Annotated in this window: 12 protein-coding genes and 1 pseudogene; 7 read left to right on the forward strand and 6 right to left on the reverse strand. The window is 73.4% G+C overall.

Annotated features, from left to right (window positions below; translation table 11 throughout):
- The first annotated feature begins 53 nt into the window (after positions 1 to 53).
- Entirely contained in the window at positions 54 to 743 is a 690-nt protein-coding gene (locus tag AB0H75_RS34690) for a DUF998 domain-containing protein (RefSeq protein WP_367803842.1), read from the forward strand.
- Here AB0H75_RS34690 and AB0H75_RS34695 read toward each other — a convergent pair.
- On the reverse strand, positions 698 to 1,300 hold the full coding sequence (locus tag AB0H75_RS34695; protein ID WP_367803844.1) for a TetR/AcrR family transcriptional regulator: 603 nt from the start codon (positions 1,298 to 1,300) through the stop codon (positions 698 to 700). The genes AB0H75_RS34690 and AB0H75_RS34695 overlap by 46 nt on opposite strands.
- A gap of 111 nt (positions 1,301 to 1,411) precedes the next feature.
- On the opposite strand from AB0H75_RS34695, the gene AB0H75_RS34700 reads away from it, so the two are divergent.
- On the forward strand, positions 1,412 to 2,572 hold the full coding sequence (locus AB0H75_RS34700) for an MFS transporter (protein WP_367803846.1): 1,161 nt from the start codon (positions 1,412 to 1,414) through the stop codon (positions 2,570 to 2,572).
- A gap of 64 nt (positions 2,573 to 2,636) precedes the next feature.
- On the opposite strand, the gene AB0H75_RS34705 is transcribed toward AB0H75_RS34700, so the two are convergent.
- The 3 genes and pseudogenes from AB0H75_RS34705 to AB0H75_RS34715 form a co-directional block, all read right to left on the reverse strand.
- Positions 2,637 to 3,575: a Gfo/Idh/MocA family oxidoreductase gene (locus AB0H75_RS34705; RefSeq protein WP_367803848.1), complete on the reverse strand. Its 939-nt coding sequence runs from the start codon at positions 3,573 to 3,575 to the stop codon at positions 2,637 to 2,639.
- Between the two features lie 51 nt (positions 3,576 to 3,626).
- The gene (locus AB0H75_RS34710; RefSeq protein ID WP_367803919.1) at positions 3,627 to 4,718 is read right to left on the reverse strand and encodes a PLP-dependent aminotransferase family protein; all 1,092 of its coding nucleotides are present in this window, start codon (positions 4,716 to 4,718) and stop codon (positions 3,627 to 3,629) included.
- Between the two features lie 291 nt (positions 4,719 to 5,009).
- Positions 5,010 to 5,231 (reverse strand): annotated as a pseudogene (locus tag AB0H75_RS34715) (GntR family transcriptional regulator); the annotation flags it as partial.
- 68 nt (positions 5,232 to 5,299) lie between these two features.
- On the opposite strand from AB0H75_RS34715, the gene AB0H75_RS34720 reads away from it, so the two are divergent.
- Together AB0H75_RS34720 and AB0H75_RS34725 are read left to right on the forward strand one after the other, a co-directional pair.
- Complete coding sequence (locus AB0H75_RS34720) at positions 5,300 to 6,214, forward strand: EamA family transporter (protein ID WP_367803850.1); 915 nt, start codon at positions 5,300 to 5,302, stop codon at positions 6,212 to 6,214.
- 25 nt (positions 6,215 to 6,239) lie between these two features.
- Positions 6,240 to 7,892, forward strand: a complete 1,653-nt coding sequence (locus AB0H75_RS34725; RefSeq protein WP_367803852.1) for a fumarate hydratase — start codon at positions 6,240 to 6,242, stop codon at positions 7,890 to 7,892.
- Positions 7,893 to 8,033: 141 nt separating this feature from the next.
- Here the strand turns inward: AB0H75_RS34725 and AB0H75_RS34730 are convergent, their stop codons facing one another.
- Positions 8,034 to 8,228: a DUF5999 family protein gene (locus AB0H75_RS34730; protein ID WP_367803854.1), complete on the reverse strand. Its 195-nt coding sequence runs from the start codon at positions 8,226 to 8,228 to the stop codon at positions 8,034 to 8,036.
- 602 nt (positions 8,229 to 8,830) lie between these two features.
- Between AB0H75_RS34730 and AB0H75_RS34735 the strand changes: the two genes are divergently transcribed.
- The 3 genes from AB0H75_RS34735 to AB0H75_RS34745 are packed head-to-tail and all read left to right on the forward strand — an operon-like array spanning position 8,831 to position 13,197.
- Complete coding sequence (locus AB0H75_RS34735; RefSeq protein ID WP_367803856.1) at positions 8,831 to 9,937, forward strand: serine/threonine-protein kinase; 1,107 nt, start codon at positions 8,831 to 8,833, stop codon at positions 9,935 to 9,937.
- A gap of 35 nt (positions 9,938 to 9,972) precedes the next feature.
- Positions 9,973 to 11,787: a protein kinase gene (locus AB0H75_RS34740; protein WP_367803858.1), complete on the forward strand. Its 1,815-nt coding sequence runs from the start codon at positions 9,973 to 9,975 to the stop codon at positions 11,785 to 11,787.
- A 24-nt stretch (positions 11,788 to 11,811) separates the two neighbouring features.
- Positions 11,812 to 13,197 carry a class II fumarate hydratase gene (locus tag AB0H75_RS34745; protein ID WP_367803860.1) on the forward strand — a complete coding sequence of 462 codons (1,386 nt, stop codon included), beginning with the start codon at positions 11,812 to 11,814 and terminating at the stop codon, positions 13,195 to 13,197.
- Between the two features lie 21 nt (positions 13,198 to 13,218).
- Here the strand turns inward: AB0H75_RS34745 and trpD are convergent, their stop codons facing one another.
- Positions 13,219 to 14,295 (reverse strand): anthranilate phosphoribosyltransferase, encoded by a 1,077-nt coding sequence (trpD, locus tag AB0H75_RS34750; protein WP_367803862.1) that lies wholly within the window; start codon positions 14,293 to 14,295, stop codon positions 13,219 to 13,221.
- Between the last annotated feature and the right edge of the window lie 169 nt (positions 14,296 to 14,464).

The following is a 14,464-nucleotide window of genomic DNA, read 5'->3' on the forward strand; positions in this document are numbered from 1 at the left end:
GCCGGAATCATCACGTACGCCCCTCCGTTGATCCCGGACAAAGGGAGGTGGGCGTGCATCAACCGGCACGATGGGGGCTGGGCGCGGCGGGCGCGGGCATCGCGGTGATCCTCGGCCTGGACCTGGCCGGCCTCGGCGAGACGAACCCGCTCAGGCGGACCATCAGCGAGCACGGCCTCGGCCCCAGCGGCTGGATCTTCGGCCTCGGCGTGGGCCTGCTGGCGGCCGGGTCGGCGGCCATCGCGGTGTCGCTGGCCCGCAAGCGGCTCGCCGGGGTCGTCGGCACGGTCGCGCTCCTGGGCTGGAGCGCGGGGCTGTTCCTCACGGCCTGGTTCGAGAAGCACGACTGGTCGGTGGGGCCCAGCACGAGCGGGAGCATCCACCGGGCGGGCAGCCTCATCGCGTTCCTGTGCCTGCCGCTGGCGGCCGTGGTGATCGCGCGGCCGTGGCGGCGGCGGCCGGAGCGGTCGCGGGCCACGCTGGTCGCCTTCGGGCTCGGCGTCTGCTCGGTGTTGTGGGTCGTCGGCATCGGGACGGTGGCGCTGATCGGCGCGCGGAACGGGATGCCGTGGTACCGGGTCATGCCGCTCGGGCTGGTGGAGCGGGGACTGGCGATCACGGAGGTCGCCGCGCTGCTCGCCCTGGGCGTGTGGGCGGCGGCCAAGGCCGGCGCGCTGGAGCCCGGCCCCGAGCCCGCTCAGGAGGCGGGCGGGCGCAGCAGCGCGACGAGGTCGTCCACGTAACCCCTGAACACGGCGGCCATGTCCACCCGCTCGGGGTCGATGAGCCACTGCGTCTGCAGGCCGTCCATCATCGCGATCAGGCGGTCGGCGTGCGCCTCGGCGTCGAGGCCGGCGCGGAGCTCGCCGCGCTCGGCGCCCCGGCGCAGCGCCGCCGCCACCTGGGCGCGCAGCCGGCGGTAGCGCCGCCTGGCCCACTCGTGCCCGGGATGGCCGGGGGTCACCGCCTCGCCGCTGATCACCGAGAAGAGCTGCACCAGGCCGGGCACCCGCGCGTTGTGCTCGACCACGTCCACCAGGGCGCGCAGCGCGGCGACGCCGCCGGTGGTCTCGCCGAGGTCGAAGCGGCGCATGTCCTGCTCGTCGCGGTAGTCGAGCACCGCGACGAGCAGGCGTTCCTTGCTGGTGAAGTGGTGGAGCAGCCCGGCCTGGGACAGCTCGACGCGCTCGGCGATGCGGGCCAGCGACGCCCCCCGGTAGCCGTTCTCGGCGAACTCCAGCAGCGCGGCGGCCAGGATGCGCTCTCTGCGTGCCTGCCCGGTCGCGTAGCCCCGTCTCACCCCGGCACCCTATCTCCCGCATCTCCCGCGCCTCCTGCTGGCGCGACGCCCGGCGGGCGGCTAACCTGACTCAGCCTCACGTTTGATCTCCCCCCAATCATGGAGGCCGCCGTGCCGTCCCCGCGTGATCGCCAGGCCCGCGTGGCCACGTACGTCGTCTACGCCGTCCAGGGCCTGTCCTTCGCGTCGCTGCTGGTCCAGGTCGCGAACCTCCAGGCCAGGCACGGCATCGACGACGGCACGCTGACGCTGCTGCTGCTCATCGTGCCGCTGTTCGCGGGCGTCGGCAGCGTGGCGGCCGGGACGTACGCCGCCCGCCACGGCAGCAGGCCGCTGCTGCGCCTGGCCCAGCCGGTGGTCGCCGTCGCCGTGGTGCTGGCCGGGCTGGCGCCCGGCGTGCCGCTGCTGATCCCGGTGCTGCTGGTCTTCGGGCTGGCGGTCGGCGCGGTGGACGCGGGCATGAACATGCAGGGCGTCGCGGTCGAGCGACGCTACGGCGTGCAGGTGCTCAACGGGTTCCACTGCGTGTGGAGCGTGTTCAGCATGGCCGCGGCGCTCTGGGCCTCCGCCGCCGCCGGGCTGCCGCTGCCGGTCGTGATGGCGGCCCCCATGGTCCTCGCGGTGGCCGGCTCGCTCTACGCCGGGCGCGGCCTGTGCGGCAAGGACGAGGAGAAGCCGGAGAGCGAGGTCTCGCCCATCGGCGGCTCGTTCCCGTGGCGGCCGCTCGTCCCGCTCTGCCTGGCCATGGCCTTCCTGTACGTCGGCGACGCCGCGGTCTCCAACTTCAACACCGTCCTGATGAAGAACGTGCTGCACGCCGACCCCAGTGTCGTGCCGCTGGCCTACGCCGCCTACCAGGCCGCCACGCTGGCCGTCCGGCTCGGTGGCGACGTCGCGGCCCGCCGCTACGGCCCGGCCGCCATCGTGCGGATCGGCGGCGTGATCGCCACGCTCGGCTTCCTCGGCGTCGTCATGGCCCCCAACCAGCCGCTCGGCATCGTCGCGTTCGGGCTGACCGGGATGGGCCTGGCGGTGGTGGCGCCGCAGTCGTTCTCGGCGGCGGGCAGGCTCGACCCGGCCGGGACCGGCGTGGCCATCGCCCGGGTCAACCTCTTCAACTACGTCGGCTTCATCGTGGGCGCGGCCCTGGTCGGCGGCATCGCGGAGGCGGCGGACTACCGGGTGGCGTTCGCCGCGCCGCTGGTGCTGGCCGCCGCGATCATCGTGCTGGCCCCCGCCTTCCAGCCCAAGGCCCCGGCGCCGGCGAGCTGACCGGCTCCCTCAGCGCCACCTCAGCGCCACCTCAGCGCCGCTTGACCACCGCTTGACCGCCGCCTCAGCGCCGCACCTCAGCGACCTCGACGGTACGGCGCTCGCGCAGCGACAGGTCGGCGGCCTCGGCGACGTACAGGGCCTCCAGCGCGTCGGCGATGGTGCAGGGGCTCGGGCCGCCGCTCAGGAAGACGTCGATCTCGTCGCGATAGGCCTGCTCGAAGCGGGTGACGAAGTCCGGCCACGGGTCGTCGGGCTCCGGCAGCCCCTCGGTGCCGCGCAGCGGGGCGCGCGGGCCCAGGCCGACGGCCTGCGTGCGGCGGGTGCCGGCCAGCTCCATGCGCACGTCGTACCCGGCGCCGTTGTAGCGGGAGCCCTGGAGGGTGGCGAGCGTGCCGTCGTCCAGGGTGAGCAGCGCGGCGCTGGTGTCCACGTCGCCGGCCTCGGCGAAGAACGCGGCCCCGCGGTTGGCCCCCAGGGCGTGGACCGAGACGACCTCGCGGTCGGTCACCCAGCGCAGGATGTCGAAGTCGTGCACGTGGCAGTCGCGGAAGATCCCGCCGGACAGCGGCAGGTACGAGGCGGGCGGCGGCGCGGGGTCGGCCGTCACCAGGTGGACGCGGTGCAGCTCGCCCAGCTCCCCCGCGCGCAGCGCCGCGGCCGCCGCCCGGTAACCGGCGTCGAACCTGCGCTGGAAGCCGATCTGCACCCGGTGCCCCTCGGCCGCCTCCAGCACCTTCAGGGTCTCGGTCACCGTGCCGGCGGCCGGCTTCTCGCAGAAGACCGGGACGCCCAGCTCGCACGCCTTGAGGATCAGCTCGGCGTGGGTGCTGGTGGGCGTGGCGATGACGACCGCGTCCGCATCGAACGGGTCACCGGGCTCGCCGTAGGGCGAGCTGCGTACGGGATCGGCCACGACCAGCTCGTCCACCAGCGGGTGCGCGGCCAGGGTGGCGGCGTGAAAGGCGCCGATCCGGCCCAGGCCCAGCAGTCCCACGCGCATGGTGCCTCCAGGAGTCGGGATGCATCCTCTTTCTAAGCGAGGCGATCAGCATCAGTCAACGTTTTGTCCTGACATATGGACCTTGAGCCGCCGGACGACCTCCACCGCCCGGTGCGCGGGCAGCCGTGCGAACCCGGCCACCACGGCGGCCGGCCCCGGCAGCTCCCGCATCGGCCCCACCGGCTCGGCCGACAGCCCGAGATCCTGCGCCGCCCGTACGAACCGCAGCTCCGGCCAGCCCTCCGGCAGCTCCAGGTACAGGTGCAGCCCCGCCTCGATCCCCCCGACCCGCACCCGGGGCAGCTCCTCCGCCAGGGCCTCGACCAGGGCGTCCCTGCGGCGGCGGTACTCCCTGCGCATCCGCCGCAGGTGCTTGTCGTAGCCGCCGGTACGCAGGAAGTGCGCCAGCGCGTACTGGTCGATGACCGGCGAGCCCAGGTCCAGCTCGCCGCGCGCCCGCCGGACCGCCTCGGCCAGCTCGGACGGCGCGGCCACCCAGCCCAGCCGCAGCCCCGGGGCCAGCGCCTTGCTCACGCTGCCGGACAGGATCACCCGGTCCGGCGCGAGGCCCTGGAGGCAGCCGACGGGGTCGCGGTCGAAGCGCAGCTCGGCGTCGTAGTCGTCCTCCAGGACGAACCGGCCGCCCGCGTGCGCCCACTCCACGAGCGCGGCGCGGCGCCCCGGCGACAGGACCACGCCGGTCGGGTACTGGTGTGCCGGGGTGACCAGGGCCGCCTCGCCGGACAGCCGCCGCACGTCCAGGCCCTCCCCGTCCACCGGCACCGGCACGAGCTGGGCGCCCGCCCGGCGCAGCAGCGGGACCTGGCGGTGGCTCGTCGGGTCCTCCACGGCCAGGCGTAACCCGCGCTGCCGGCCGCCCAGCACGTGCAGCACCAGGCTCAGGCCCTGGGCGACGCCGCCGACGATGACCAGGTTCTCCGGCCGCACGTCGGCCGCCCGGACCCGGCGCAGGTAGCCGGCCAGCTCCTCGCGCAGCTCGGGGACGCCGCCGGGGTCGCCGTAGTCGAGGGCGTCGGACGGCACGGTGGTCAGCACGTGCCGCACGGCGGCCAGCCACCGCTGCCTGGGGAAGTGGGCGAGGTCGGGCGAGGTGGGCCGGTGCCCGTAGTAGGTCCCGCACACCCCCGCCCCCGCGGGACCCGCAGCGCCTGGCGCGGCCGCCGGCCACCGGAGGCGGCGAGCGGGACCGGCTTCCGAAGGCGCCCCCCTCCGAGCGGCCGGCCCGCCTCCGGCCGGCCCTCCCCCGGCCGATGCGCCCCCGGCCGAACCTCCCTGAGCCGGACCTCCCCCGGCCGGACCTCTCACGGCCGAAGTTCCCGTGGCCGAAGCCCCCGTGGCCGATGACCCCGTGGCCGAAGCCCCCGCCGGGCGGGGGCCCGGCGACAGCGGTGGTCGCGGGGTGACCCGGGTGCCTGCGCCCACCCGCGACACCAGGAACCCCTCGGCGACGAGCTGCTCGTACGCCTCCACCACCACCCCCCTGGACACCTGGAGATCGGCGGCGAGATCGCGGGTGGCGGGCAGCCGGGTGCCCGGCGCGAGCCGCCCGCCCCGGATGGAGTCGCGCAGCTCAGCGGCGATCTGCCCGGCCATCCCCCCTTTCCCGCGGTCTATCTGTATGTGGAGGTCGGCCATATTGGTCCAGTCTTTCGCCACGCCATTGGACTGTTTACGCGAACCATCATCTTCTTAGCATCCTCCCCATGAAGAACGGCATCCTCGGCGCGTCCTCGGCCATGTTCCTGGTGGGGACCCTGGCCGGAGTCTCCGGCCTCATCGGCGCGTACCCCCTGTACGGCGGCCAGGCCGTCCGGTACCTCGTCGCGGCGGTCATCCTGCTCCTCCTCATGAGGCCGCTCGGCCTCCGGTTCGTCCGCCTGACCGGCCGCGAGACCCTGTGCCTGGCCGCCCTCACCCTGCTCGGCCTGGTCCTGTTCAACGTGTGCGTCATCGAGGCCACCCGCGCCTCAGGCCCCGCCCTGGTCGGCACCGTCCTCGGCACCGTGCCGCTGTGGCTCGCCCTGGCCGGCGGCCGGCCCGCGCCCCGCCTGCTGGCCGGCGCGGCGGTCGTGGTGGCCGGCGCCGTCCTGGCCACCGGTCTCGGCAGCGGCAACCTGCCCGGCCTCCTGTGGTCGCTCGGCGCCCTGGCCGGCGAGGTCGCCTTCTCCCTGCTGGCCATCCCGCTGCTGCCCAAGCTGGGGGCGATCCGGGTGTCGGCGTACTCGACGGCGCTGGCCGTCCCGATGCTGCTCGCCGTCGGCCTGGTGGCCGAGGGCACGGAGCTGTTCCGGATGCCGACGCTGCCGGAGGCCCTCGGCTTCGCCTACCTGTCGGTCGTCATCACGGTGGTGGCGTTCTTCCTCTGGTACAGCGCGCTCCCCCGGCTGGGGCCGGGCCGGGCGGGGCTGTTCGCCGGGCTCATCCCGGTGGGGGCGATCGTCACGGGGGCGGTGCTGGGGGTGGCCGTGCCCTCGGCGTACGACCTGCTCGGCGCGGCCCTGGTGATCACCGGCATCCTCGTCGGCCTCACCTCCCCCGCCCCGGCCCCCGAACCGGCCCCCGAACCGGCCCCCGAACCGGCCGGGGAGCCCGTACGAGCCGTCCGGGGAGCGGCGTAACCTACGAGGCGACGAAAGGATGGTCATGGGAGAGTTCGACTACACCGACCTGCTGCCGCTGGGAGCCGACGACACCGAATATCGGCTGATCACGACGGAGGGGGTGCGGAAGGTCGAGGCGGCCGGGCGGACGTTCCTGGAGGTCGAGCCGGAGGCGCTGCGGCTGCTCACCGAGACGGCCGTGCACGACATCTCCCACTACCTGCGGGCGTCCCACCTCGCCCAGCTCAGGAAGATCGTCGATGACCCCGAGTCCAGCGGCAACGACCGCTTCGTCGCCCTCGACCTGCTGAAGAACGCCTCCATCTCGGCCGGCGGCGTGCTGCCGATGTGCCAGGACACCGGCACCGCCATCGTCATGGGCAAGCGCGGCCGGCACGTGCTGACCGACGGGCGCGACGCCGAGCACGTCGCGCGCGGCGTGTACGACGCCTACACCCGCCTCAACCTGCGCTACTCCCAGATGGCCCCGCTGACCATGTGGGAGGAGAAGAACACCGGCAACAACCTGCCGGCCCAGATCGAGCTGTACGCCGAGGACCCGCACGGCCACCCCGACGAGTACAAGCTGCTGTTCATGGCCAAGGGCGGCGGCTCGGCGAACAAGTCGTTCCTCTACCAGGAGACCAAGGCCGTGCTCAACGAGAAGCGCATGATGGCCTTCCTGGAGGAGAAGATCCGCTCGCTGGGCACCGCGGCGTGCCCGCCCTACCACCTGGCGATCGTGGTGGGCGGCACCTCGGCCGAGTACGCGCTGAAGACCGCCAAGTACGCCAGCGCCCGCTACCTCGACTCGATCCCGACGGCGGGCTCGCCCTCCGGGCACGGCTTCCGTGACCTGGAGATGGAGGCGAAGGTGTTCGAGCTGACGCAGAAGCTGGGCATCGGGGCGCAGTTCGGCGGCAAGTACTTCTGCCACGACGTGCGCGTCATCCGCCTGCCGCGGCATGGGGCGTCCTGCCCGGTGGCCATCGCGGTGTCGTGCTCGGCCGACCGCCAGGCCCTCGCCAAGATCACGCCGGAGGGCGTGTTCCTGGAGCAGCTGGAGACCGACCCCGCGCGGTTCCTGCCGGACACGACCGACGAGCACCTGTCGGACGACGTGGTGCACATCAACCTCAACCGCCCGATGCCGGAGATCCTCGCCGAGCTGACCAAATACCCGGTCAAGACCCGGCTGTCGCTGACCGGCCCGCTCGTCGTGGCCCGCGACATCGCGCACGCCAAGATCGCCGAGCTGCTGGACGCCGGCGGCGAGATGCCGCAGTACATGAAGGACCACGCGGTCTACTACGCGGGCCCGGCCAAGACGCCCGAGGGCTACGCCTCCGGCTCGTTCGGCCCGACCACGGCCGGCCGGATGGACTCCTACGTCGAGCGCTTCCAGGCGGCGGGCGGCTCGATGGTGATGCTGGCCAAGGGCAACAGGTCCAGGCAGGTCACGGAGGCGTGCCAGAAGTACGGCGGCTTCTACCTGGGCTCGATCGGCGGGCCGGCGGCCCGGCTGGCCCAGGACTGCATCAAGAAGGTGGAGGTCCTGGAGTATCCCGAGCTGGGCATGGAGGCGGTGTGGAAGATCGAGGTGGTGGACTTCCCGGCCTTCATCGTCGTCGACGACAAGGGTGACGACTTCTTCACCGACCGGACGGGGCCGGTGCTGACGATCGGTCGCCGCTGAGCGGCGCTGGTGCCTCGCCGCTGAGCGGCGCTGACGCCTCGGGGTGCCGGGTGGGGGTTCGTACGCCGCTCGGCACCGGCGTCGGAGGGTCGGAGGGGGCTTCCCGGGCCGGAGGTGGAGGAGGCCTTCCGGGCGTGGTGGTCAGGCGGCGAGCTGCATGGGCGCCCGGTGCGGCGGCACCACGGTGCCGTCGGGCAGCAGCAGGCCGGTGTCGTCGAACAGCACGACGCCGTTGCACAGCAGGCTCCAGCCCTGGTCGGGGTGGGCCGAGACGACGTGCGACGCCTCGCGGTCAGGCGCGTCGGCATCGGGACAAGTGGGGTAGTGACTGCACATCGCGCACCTCTCAGATTGCGCTTCAGTGGCGTGACCGTCGCTGAACATGGTTAGAAGGGGAGCTTGCGGCCCGAAGGCGTGCGAAGGTCGAGCGCCGGGGCGCCCGGCTTCCTCGGCCTGCGACGAACCTGGGTCTGGCGCATCGTCATCACGTCCTTCGGGTGCTCGTCATGGTGGTGTTCGAGCCCGGCCTCGTTCGGGATGTAGCTCCAGTGTGACGATCGGCACCGACACTTTCGGCGCCGACACTTTCGCCGGCTCCCGAGCGATTGCCCGTTCTTCTTGGCTTTACCATGCCCCCGCCCCCTTACGGCACCCTTACAACTCGCTGACCGACCCCTGTTTCCCCAGGTAACCGGTCGGCTGTCGAGCTGAACGTCCCCTACAAGGCATCATGCCCGTTTTCTGGCGACATCTGTGTGCCGACCGACACACTCGCCCGGATCGGCTCTCGACGCCCGGGGGACACTCGTACTACCTTCGGGCAGAGGCCGGGCGTACGTTTGCTGACGTGACGAGTCAGGCAGGTTGACTTAAGTCCGCAACAATTTATCGGCCGCGCCTCTACTGGTCGGTTTACCCAAATAGGTAAGCTGCCTGCCATGCGTGCGCCCTCCGGTTACCTCCTCGCCGCGCGCTATCGGCTTCTGGAGCCGGTCGGACGCGGCGGCATGGGCACCGTCTGGCGGGCGCACGACGAGCTGCTCAACCGCCACGTGGCGGTCAAGGAGGTGCGGCTGCCCTCCGTCCTCGACGAGGAGCTGCGCGCCGAGCTGTGCGCCCGCACCGAGCGCGAGGGCCGGGCCACCGCGATGGTCGCGCACCCGTCCGTCATCACCGTCTTCGACGTCGTCACCGAGGACGACCGGCCGTGGATCGTGATGGAGCTGCTGCGCGCCCGCTCGCTGGAGCAGCTCATCCAGGAGGAGGGCCCGCTGGAGCCGCGCCGGGCCGCCGAGATCGGCCGGCAGATCCTCGGCGCGCTGCGGGCCGTGCACGCCAAGGGCATCCTGCACCGCGACGTCAAGCCCAGCAACGTGCTCGTCACCGAAGACCGCGCCGTGCTCACCGACTTCGGGCTGGCCGCGCTCGAAGGTGACGTTTCCATCACCCAGGCGGGCATCGTCCTCGGGTCCGCGGGTTACATCGCTCCAGAGCGGGTGCTCGGCTCCAAGGCCAGCCCCGCCGCCGACCTCTGGTCGCTCGGCGCGACCCTCTACACCGCCGTCGAGGGCCGTGGCCTGCACGGCCGCCGCACGGCCGCCGCCGCGCTCGCGGCGCTCACCAGCGGCGAGCCGATCCCGATGACCAAGGCGGGCCCGCTGGCCCCCGTCCTGGACGCCCTGCTCAGGATCGATCCACAGACCAGGCTCGACTCGGTACGCGCCTCGCTCATGCTGGCCAGGGTCGCGGCGGGCGGCTCGGCCGAGGAGCCGCTGGCCCCGCGCAGGCCGCCCCGCGCCGGGCAGGGCATCACGCCGGCTTCCTTCGCGCGCCGGCCCACGCACCGCGGGCTGCACCGGGCGGACATGACGGGCGCCGCGGCGGTCAACGTGCCTCGCCAGGAACGCCGGCCGGGCGAGGGCGTCCACAGGAAGCGCGGGGAGCAGCGGGAGACACCGTCCGCATATGCCCGATTGAAAGCCACGGTGATAAAGTTGTGCCTTCCTCGGCGGTTCTGGCCAAGAGAACTTCGCAAGCGAGGGTAAAGCACTTCCCAAGCGAGAATCGATATCTTCTTCGTATGCCGGAACAGCAGATCCGCCTGCTCGCGGAGCGCTACGAGCTCATCGCCCCTCTGGGCCGGGGCACCATGGGCACGGTGTGGCGCGCGCGCGATCGCGCGCTCGGGCGCGAGGTGGCGGTCAAGGAGATCCGCCAGGACCCCGGGCTCACCGAGGAGCAGCGGGCCGAGCTGCGCGAGCGCATGGTCCGCGAGGGCCGCATCGCCTCGCGGATCAACCACCCGTCGGTCGCCGCGATCCACGACGTGCTGATCGACGACGGCAGCCCGTGGATCATCATGGAGCTCATCGAGGCCCGCTCGCTGGAGCAGGTCATCGAGGAGGAGGGGCCGCTGCCCCCGCGCCTGGTGGCCGAGATCGGCGTCGACCTGCTCGGCGCGTTGCGGGCCGCGCACGCCCAGGGCATCACGCACCGTGACGTCAAGCCGGGCAACGTGCTCATCACCGAGAGCGGCCGCGTGGTGCTGACCGACTTCGGCATCGCCAAGGCGGAGGGCGACTCCCGGCTCACCAAGACCGGCATGGTGATCGGCTCGCCGGGCTACACCGCGCCGGAACGTGCCAGGGGCGAGTACACCGGGCCGGAGTCGGACATCTGGTCGCTCGGGGCCACGCTGTACTTCGCGGTGGAGGGGCGGCCGGCGTACGAGCGCTCGACGATCGCCGAGACGCTGGCGGCGCTGCTCACCGAGAGCGCCGACCCGCCCACGCAGGCGGGGCAGTTGCGGCCCGTGCTGAACGGGCTGCTCAACAAGGACTACCGGCAGCGGCTGAACGCTGCCAAGGCGGAGACCATGCTGCGCATGGTCGCCGACACCCCGACGAGCGAGATGCCGGTGCTCACGGCCGAGGCTCTGATGGCGCAGGAGGCCGCTTTGCCCGACCCGTTCGCCAGCCCGAACCAGACCCCCGCCCCGGCCGCGCCGCGCGGGCCCGCCACGGGGCCGCAGGGGCCCGTCCCCGCCGCCGGGGACCCGCGGAGCCCCCGGAGCGCGCCGCCGGGCCCCAAGGCCCCCACCGTGCAGCACAGCGCCGGACAGGACCGCCCCCCGCAGGCGGGGACACCGGGCGCGCAGAGGACGCCGGGCGTCCGGGAAACGCCGGGTACGCCGGGCTCCCGGGAGACGCCGGGTGCGCCGGGCTCCCGGGAAACGGCGGGTACGCCGGGTGCCCGGGAGATGCCGGGCGCGCCGGGTGCGGGTGTCCCGGGTCGTTCCGGCGGCGAGGCCGCGCAGGGGCCGGGCCGCGCGCCCGCGCCCTCCCCCGCTTCCGCCCCCGCTCCTGCCTCCGCCTCCGCAGAGGACGGCTTCGACCCCGACCGCACGATCAGCGTGGCCCGTCCCAAGGGCTCGTTCCCGGCGCCGCCGCGACAGCCGCAGCCGCCGCAGCAGCCGGCCGACGAGGGCGCGATCAACACCATGCGCATCCAGTCGCCGATCGGCTCGCCGGGCCAGCAGGTCTACCCTCCGGCGACGTCCGGGCCCGGCCGCCAGCAGGACACGGCCCCGCACCAGGCCCCGCCGCCCCTCCCCCCGCAGCCCCAGCCCCAGTCCCAGTCCCAGTCCCGGCCGCAGTCCCAGCCGCAGCCGCAGGGCCTCCAGCAGGGCCCGCACCAGCCGCCCGGCCCGGCTCCCCAGCAGGGCGTGCCGCAGGTCCCGTTCGAGGGCCAGGGCCTGGGGACGGACCTGTTCTCCATCGTGGGCCCCGAGGAGAAGCCGGCGGGCAACCGCAACGGCATGCTCGTCCTCATGGCGGTGGCCGCCGCGGCCGCCGTCGTGATCGCCGTGCTGATCGTGGCGCTCTTCAGCAGCTGAGCCCGTGGGGTAAGACTGGGAGTCATGAGCGAGTTCCGTATCGAACATGACTCGATGGGCGAGGTGCGCGTCCCGGTGGGGGCCAGGTGGCGCGCGCAGACCCAGCGGGCGGTGGAGAACTTCCCGGTCTCGGGGCGCCCGCTGGAGCCGTCCCACATCGCCGCGCTGGGCCTGATCAAGGCGGTCGCCGCCGAGGTCAACGGCGAGCTGGGCGTGATCGACAAGGACCTGGCCGAGGCGATCGCGCAGGCGGCGGCCGACGTGGCCGACAACGAGCACGACGGCCACTTCCCGATCGACGTCTTCCAGACCGGCTCGGGCACCTCGTCCAACATGAACGCCAACGAGGTGATCGCGACGCTGGCCGAGGAGCGGCTGGGCCGTCCGGTGCACCCCAACGACCACGTGAACGCCTCGCAGTCGTCCAACGACGTCTTCCCGACCTCGATCCACGTGGCGGCGGCGACCGAGGTGACCTTCCACCTGATCCCGTCGCTGCGGCACCTGGCCGAGGCGCTGCGGGCGAAGGCGGCCGAGTTCCAGGGCGTGGTGAAGTCGGGGCGCACCCACCTCATGGACGCCACGCCGGTGACGCTGGGCCAGGAGTTCGGCGGCTACGCCACGCAGGTCGAGCACGGCGTGGTGCGGGTGACGGCGGCGATGGACCGGGTGCTGGAGCTGCCGCTGGGCGGCACGGCGGTGGGCACGGGCATCAACACGCCGCCCGGCTTCGCGCAGGCGGCCATCGCCAAGCTGCGCGAGGCGACCGGCATCCCGTTCACCGAGGCGGCCGACCACTTCGAGGCGCAGAGCGCCCAGGACTCCATCGTGGAGCTGTCCGGGCAGCTCAAGGTGGTGGCGGTGTCGCTCAACAAGATCGCCAACGACCTGCGCTGGATGGGCTCGGGGCCGCGCGCGGGGCTGGGCGAGATCAACCTGCCCGACCTGCAGCCCGGCTCGTCCATCATGCCGGGCAAGGTCAACCCGGTGATCCCCGAGGCCACCGCCATGGTGGCGGCGCAGGTCATCGGCAACGACGCGGCGATCACGTTCGCGGGGGCGTCCGGCAGCTTCGAGCTGAACGTGCAGCTCCCGGTCATCGCCCGCAACATCCTGGAGTCGATCAGGCTGCTGGCGAACGTCTCGCGCCTGCTCGCCGACCGCTGCGTCAGCGGCATCACGGCGAACGTGGAGCGCCTGCGCGAGTACGCCGAGTCGTCCCCGTCGATCGTCACGCCGCTGAACAAGTACGTCGGCTACGAGGAGGCCGCGAAGATCGCCAAGCAGGCGCTGGCCGAGCGCAGGACCATCCGCGAGGTGGTCGTCGAGCGCGGCCACGTGGCCGACGGCACCCTGACCGAGGAGCAGCTCGACGCCGCGCTCGACGTGTTGTCCATGACCCACCCGTAGCGGGACCGGGGCCCGTGGCGTTCAGGCCGTCCTGGTGGCGTGCCCCCAGCGGGTGAGCAGCGACAGGGCGGCGCCGGAGTCCACGGCGTCGGCGGCCCGCTTGTAGGCGCCGGCCAGGGCGGGCACCAGCTCGTTCGCGCGCGGCGCGCCCTCGGCGGCCACCACGGCGGCGGCGGCGTTGAGCAGGACGACGTCGCGTACGGGCCCGCGTTCGGCCGCGAGCACGCTCCGCGCCACGGCGGCGTTGTGCCGGGCGTCGCCGCCGCGCAGGTCCTCGGGGCGGGCGCGGGCGATGCCCAGCTCGGCGGGGTCGAACGTGGTGCGGGTGACCTTGCCGAGCCGGACGACCCAGACGGTCGAGGGGCCGCAGGTGGTCAGCTCGTCCAGCCCGTCGTTGCCGCGGAAGACCAGCGCGGAGCCGCCGCGCTCGGCCAGCACGCCGGCGATGACGGGCGCCATCTGCGGGTGGAAGACCCCGACCGCCTGCGCGGGCGGCAGCGCGGGGTTGGTGAGCGGGGCCAGGAAGTTGAAGACCGTGGGGACGCCCAGCTCGCGGCGGGGCCCGGCGGTGCGCCGCAGCGCCGGGTTGAAGGCGGGCGCGAAGCAGAAGGTGATGCCGAGCTCGTCGGCGATGTCCACGACGGCGGCGGGCGGCAGGTCGATGACCACGCCCAGCTCCTCCAGCACGTCGGCCGCCCCCGACCTGGAGCTGGCGGCCCGGCCGCCGTGCTTGACGACCTTGACGCCCGCGGCGGCGGCCACGATGGCGGCCATGGTGGAGATGTTGACGGTGTCGGCCCGGTCGCCGCCGGTGCCGACGAGATCGACGGGGTCGCCGGAGACCCGGATCGCCGCCGACCGCGCCAGCATGCCGTCGGCCAGCCCGGAGACCTCCTCCACGCTCTCGCCCTTGGCGCGCAGCGCGACGGCGAACGCGGCGATCTGGGCGTCCGTGGCCCGCCCCGACATGATCTGCTCCATCGCCCAGGCGGCCTGGCGCGAGGTGAGCGACACCCCGTCGAGGAGCAGGGAGAGCAGGTCGGCCCAGGTGGTGATGCCGATGGTGGTGCCGGTGGCCGTGCTGGCGGTGCTGGTCACGGGAAGCGCCCCTTTCGTGATGTGCTCGACGGGGGCGCGTGCAGCTGCCGGCGGCCGCCTCGTCGAGGCGGCCGGCTGCGTGTGCGCTGGAGGGTCCGCCTAGGAGGCGGGCCACCACTGCTGCGCATACGCGATCATGCACACCAAGATAGCAGACGGCCTGATCCAC

Source organism: Nonomuraea sp. NPDC050783 (assembly GCF_040802095.1).
Taxonomy (GTDB): Bacteria; Actinomycetota; Actinomycetes; order Streptosporangiales; family Streptosporangiaceae; genus Nonomuraea.